The following is a 5,597-nucleotide window of genomic DNA, read 5'->3' on the forward strand; positions in this document are numbered from 1 at the left end:
ACAGGGCCGCGCACAGGCCGCCCATCGATCCGACGACCGTGCCGGAGCGCGCCTCGACGCTCTCGGTGAGCACGGTGACCGCGTCGTGCAGGGAGGTGTCCAGCTGCTCGCTCTCCATCGTCGCCGCGTCCGCGGCCGACTCGGTGCACACGACGAGCACACACACGTCCCGGCGTTCGGCGACCGCGCCCGCCTCGGCGACACCCAGGGGACGCGAGGCTCGCGGCTCCTCCTCTTCGGGCGGCGCGAAATCGTGGGCAGGCACGGTCTGCGGCCCGGTGTCCGCCGCCGCGCCCGTTCCCGGTGCGGCGGAGGCCACCGCGGCGATCCGTGCGGGCGTCCGCACGCGGCCCGCCTCCGCGACCGGGTGCCGCCGGGACGCACGCGTCTCCGTACCTCCCGGCTCCGCGCGGCCCCCGGCCGGAGAGGCCAGGGTTTGGTCGTGCCTCAGGATGCGATGCTGCAGGGTCTGCAGGCCGGCGGACGGCTCGAGTCCGTACTCCTCCACCAGGGCCAGGCGCACGCCGCTGAACACGCTCAGCGCCTCCGCCTGCCGCCCGCAGCGGTACAGGGCGAGCATCAGCTGCCCGCACAGGCGCTCGCGCAGCGGCTCGGCCTCGGCGAGGGAGGTGAGTTCGCCCAGCACGGCATGGTGCCGGCCGCACGCCAGTTCAGCCTCGAAGCGGTCTTCCATCGCATCCAGGCGCAGCTGCCGCAGAGCGGTCAGTTCGGCCCACTCCATGCCCTCTTCGGCCAGATCGGACAGGGCGGAGCCACGCCACTCCGCGAGGGCGCCACCCAGCAGCACGGCGGCCTCGGCCGGTTCACCCGCGTCGAGGCGCGCCCGGCCCGCGGTGACGGCGCGCTCGAAACGGGTCGCGTCGAGCCGCTCGGGATCGACGCGCAGCACATAGCCCGGCGCTCTGGTGAGCAACTGCGGCGGCGTCGAACCGTCGGGCCGCTCCCCGTCACCGGTCTCCAGCAGGGCCCGCAGCCCCCACACCGCGTTCTGCACCATCTTGCGTGCCGTGACGGGCCGCGACTCCTCGGGCCAGAGGGCGTCGAGGAGCTGACTGGTGGCGACCACCTGGTTGGCCCGGAGCAGCAGCAGCCCGAGCACCGCTCTCTGCTTGACGCCTCCCAGCGGCAGACTTCGCCCCCCGCTCACCACTTCCATCGGCCCGAGAACCTTGAATTCCACGCCCACCCCCGAACGTCGAGCACCCATTTTCAGTCATGACGGGCGCCGTTGCCCGCCCGAGCGGCGTTCGCCGAGCGGACGCCGCGCAGAATCACCTCGGCCACGTCACCGAGGCGCTGGTCCAGATAGAAGTGGCCACCGGGGAGGACCCGTACCTCGGTGTCGGCCCGTGTGTGCGTCCGCCAGCCCGCGGCCTCCTTGACGGAGACCACCGGATCGTCGGTGCCGCACAGCACCGTGACCGGCACGCGCAACGGCTCCCCCGGCGCCCAGGAGTACCCGGCGAGTGCCGTGTAGTCGGCGCGCAGAGCCGGCAGCACCATCGCCACCAGCTCGGGGTCGTCGAGCAGCGCCGCGCCGGTTCCCCCGAGACGGCGTACGGCGGTCAGAATCGCGTCGTCGTCCGGCAGCGCGTCGTGCGGATTCCGCCTCGGTCCCGGCGCGCCGCGGGCCGACAGGAAGAGCCTGGCGGGTGGCCGGGCCCCGTGGTCCTGGAGGATGCGGGCGGTCTCGTACGCGATCAGCGCCCCCATGCTGTGGCCGAAGAACGCACAGGGTGAGTCCTGGTCGTCGGACTCCAGCTTCCCGGCGACGACCGCGGCCAGTTCCCCGATGTCGGCCACCGGCGTCTCGCGCCGGCGGTCCTGGCGGCCGGGGTACTGCACGGCCCGCACGTCGATGTGCGGGACGAGCAGCCGGGACAGCGGCAGGTACGCGCTCGCCGCGCCGCCCGCGTGCGGGAAGCAGATCAGTCTGAGAGCGCCCGGCTCGGAATCGCCGAATCGTCGGAACCACTGGCCGTCCATGGTGCGCTTCGCTCCTGTCTGTTCACCTGCGGTGGCTGGTAGCCGCTCTCGGTACGGGCCCGGTGCAGCACACCGGCCCACCAGCTGATCCGGTCGAACATCACCCGGGCCGACGTCTCCCACTCGTCGAAGGCGACCAGGTTGCCGTCCGGTCCGAGCCGCTCCCAGTAGTTGTGGAAACTGACGGTCTCCGAGACCGGGACGGCGTGGACCAGGCTGAAGACCTGCCGCAGACCGGCCACGGCACACAGCCCGCTCGACGGGCCGCCGTACGACAGGAATGCGACGGGCTTGGCGTGCCACTCCTCGTCGTACCAGTCGATCGCGTTCTTCAGCGATGCCGGAAAGGTCTGGTTGTGCTCGGGGGTGACCACCACGAACGCGTCGGCCGCCCCCAGCCAGGGCGCCAGGTCCTTGACGGCCTGCGGCTTGGGCGCCAGCGGGTCGGCGGACATCACGTCGGGCAGCCAGGCCGTGGCCAGGTCGATGACATCCACGTCGAAGTCGTGCCGCAACCGGGCGCGCGCCGCGAGCCATTCCGCCGCCACGTGGCCGAACCGGCCCTTTCTGATGCTGCCGATGATGATCGCCAGCCGCAGCCGTTCACTCTCGGCCACTTCTCAACCGCCTTCCGCACCGCCGCCGAACCCGTCATTCCTCCAGGAAGCCTGTCCCAGGCCCCTTCGGATCGGCTTCGGACCGCTTCGGACCGCCTGCGGTCGTGCTTCGGACCGGTGGCCGAGCCCTGTTTCGTGGCCGGTCACCGCGCATGGCCGCCAAGTACGCTGAGATCATGAAATTCGGGGTGCTGGGGCCGCTGGAGGTGTGCACGGACGGGGGGCGCGTCGTGCGGGTGCCCGAAGTCAAGGTCCGTATGCTCCTCGCCGATCTGCTGGCCCACCACGGGCAGGTCGTGCCGGTGGGCCGGCTCGTCGAGGACCTGTGGGGCGGCTCGACGTTCACGGCCCGGCCGACGGCGTCCCTGCAGGCCAAGGTGTCCCAGCTGCGGCGCGCCCTGGAGGACGCGGAGGAGGGCGGCCGCGAGTTCGTGACGCACCGGGCGCCCGGCTACGTCCTGGACATCCCGGCCGCCGCGCTGGACGCCGGGCGGTTTCGCGCTCTGGTCGCCGACGCCCGGGCCGCCGAGGATCCACGGGGGCGGGCGGCCCTGTACACCGAGGCGCTGGCGCTGTGGCGCGGCCCGGCCTTCGCCGAGTTCGCGGACCAGCCGTGCGTACGGCCGACGGCGGCGACCCTGGAGGAGGAACGGCTGACGGCGGTGGAGGAACACGCGGAGGCGCGGCTGGAGTTGGGCGAGCACAGCCTGCTGATCGGTGAACTGACCGAGCTGGTCGGGAAGTACCCGTTGCGCGAGGGGTTGCGGGGCGCGTTGATGTGGGCGCTGTACCAGGCGGGGCGTTCCTCCGACGCGCTCGAGTGCTTCACCGATCTGCGGCGCCGGCTCGACGAGGAACTGGGGCTCACCCCCGGCCCGTCCCTGGAAGCGCTGCAGCGCGCCATCCTGCGGCACGACCCGGATCTGGCCCGGCCCGAACCGTCTGTTCCGGCTGCCCCGGGTGTGCCGGTCGGGCCGGGACCGACGTCGTCGGCCGCGCCCCTGGTGGGCCGTGACCACGATGTACGGACGATCCGGACGCTGCTCCCGCAGCGCCGTCTGGTGACGCTCACCGGTCCCGGGGGCGTGGGCAAGACCCGTCTCGCACAGGCCGTGGCCGAGAGTCTGAGCGGCGCGTTCACCGACGGGGTCTGGCTGGTGGAACTCGCGGACATCGGCGGCCTGGAGCGGTTCGCGAGCACGGAGTCGCTGGCCGAGCAGGTCATGGCGGCGCTCGGGATCCGTGAGAACGCCTCGGACGACGACCGCAAGGGCCCCACGGACCGCCTCGCCGACGCGCTGGCCGCCCGGCGGCTGCTCCTCGTGCTGGACAACTGCGAACACGTCGTGGAGGCCGTCGCGCAGCTGACCGGCCTGCTGCTGGGCAGGGCACCGCGCCTGCACATCCTGACCACCAGTCAGGAACCGCTGCGCACCAGGAACGAGACGGTGTACCCGGTGGCGCCGCTGTCGCTGCCCCCGGCAGGCCGGCCGGGACTCGACGAGCTGACGAGCGCGGGCGCCGTACGCCTCTTCGTGGAGCGGACCACCGCGACGGACCCCGCGTTCGTTCTCGACGCGACCACCGCCCCGCTCGTCGCGGAGGTGTGCCGGCGCCTCGACGGCATCCCACTGGCACTGGAGCTGGCCGCCACCCGTGTCAGATCCCTGGGCATCAGAGAGCTGCACGACCGTCTCAACGACCGCTTCAAGGTACTCAACAGCGGCTACCGGGACGCCCCTTCGCGGCACCGGACCCTACAGGCCACGCTCGACTGGAGCTGGAGTCTGCTCGACCCCCGGGAACAGACGGTCCTGCGGCGATTATCGGCCTTCAGTGAGGGGTGCGGCCTGGAGGCCGCCGAAGACGTGTGCTCCGGTGACGGTACGTCCCGCGCCGATGTCCTCGACGCGCTGAGCCTGCTCGTGGAGCGGTCCTTCGCCGTGCGTACCGAGGGGCCCCGCGGTCCGCGGTACCGGCTGCTGGAATCCGTCGCGGTCTACGCGCGTGACAAGCTCGCCAGGTCCGGGGAGAGCGCGCGGACCGCCACCCGGCACCTGCGCCACTACGTCCGGCTCGCCGAGCAGGCCCGGCCGCATCTGCACGAGCGTGAGCAGTCCCGCTGGTTCCAGTCCCTGGACCTGGAGGCGACCAACGTGCAGCGCGCTCTGCACGAGGCGGGCCGGGCCGGAGCCACCCAGGACGCGCTGCGCCTGGTCAATTCCCTGACCTGGTACTGGTTCGTGCGCGGCCGGCTCGGCGAGGCCCGCTGGGCGCTGGCGACGGCCATGGGCACCCCGGGCCCGGCCGCACCCGAGGAGCGCCTGGAGGCGACGTTCTGGCAGGCGGGCATCCGCCTGCTGCTCGGCGAGCACGACGGAGAGCGCGACGCCCCCGGCGAGTACGCGGCCGGGTCGACCATGGAGTCGGTGCGGGCCGAGTGGTTCCTGGCGCACGCCCAGTGGACGGTGGGGGCGTTGACCGACGGCGAGAAGCGGGTAGAGCGCGTCCTGGTCTCCTTCCGTACTCTGCGCGACGCGTGGGGCACCGCCGCCGCGCTCACCACACGCGCCGGCTTCGCCCTGGCACGCGGCGATCTGGACGCGGTGCGCGGCAACGCCGAGGACGCGCGTGCCCATTTCGCCGAACTGGGCGACCTCTGGGGCAGGTTGAAGACGGCCGACGTGCTCGGCAGGCTTGCCGGGATCAACGGCGACTACGACCTGGCGGCCCAGCTCCACCGCGAGAGTCTGCGGATCGCGGAGACCCTGGAGATGTGGCCCGAGCTGTCCGCGAAACTGTCCGGCCTCGGCAGGATCGCCCTGCTCACGCAGCGCTATGAGGAGGCCGACGATCTGCACACTCGTGCCCTGCGGCTCGCGGCCGAGCAGGGCAATCAGCCCGCCGAGCAGTTCGCCGCGCTGGGGCTCGCGCTGAGCGCCCGGCGCCAGGGCCGGCTCGACGCCGCCGAGG

General features: G+C 72.7%; 4 protein-coding genes. 1 reads left to right on the forward strand and 3 read right to left on the reverse strand.

Annotated elements, in window-relative coordinates; genetic code table 11:
• From STRTUCAR8_RS51660 to STRTUCAR8_RS12955, 3 genes are all read right to left on the reverse strand, one after another.
• A partial coding sequence (locus STRTUCAR8_RS51660) for an AfsR/SARP family transcriptional regulator (protein WP_006376153.1) occupies positions 1 to 1,201 on the reverse strand: 1,201 nt, incomplete at its 3' end.
• Positions 1,202 to 1,230: 29 nt separating this feature from the next.
• The gene (locus STRTUCAR8_RS12950; RefSeq protein WP_044472108.1) at positions 1,231 to 2,007 is read right to left on the reverse strand and encodes a thioesterase II family protein; all 777 of its coding nucleotides are present in this window, start codon (positions 2,005 to 2,007) and stop codon (positions 1,231 to 1,233) included.
• Complete coding sequence (locus tag STRTUCAR8_RS12955; protein WP_006376155.1) at positions 1,950 to 2,624, reverse strand: NADPH-dependent FMN reductase; 675 nt, start codon at positions 2,622 to 2,624, stop codon at positions 1,950 to 1,952. The genes STRTUCAR8_RS12950 and STRTUCAR8_RS12955 overlap by 58 nt, the downstream gene beginning before the upstream one ends.
• Positions 2,625 to 2,800: 176 nt before the next feature.
• Here STRTUCAR8_RS12955 and STRTUCAR8_RS12960 point away from each other — a divergent pair.
• The coding region (locus STRTUCAR8_RS12960; protein WP_044472110.1) for an AfsR/SARP family transcriptional regulator at positions 2,801 to 5,597 on the forward strand (2,797 nt) is incomplete at its 3' end.

The sequence above is a fragment of the Streptomyces turgidiscabies Car8 genome, from assembly GCF_000331005.1.
GTDB classification, from domain to species: domain Bacteria; phylum Actinomycetota; class Actinomycetes; order Streptomycetales; family Streptomycetaceae; genus Streptomyces; species Streptomyces turgidiscabies.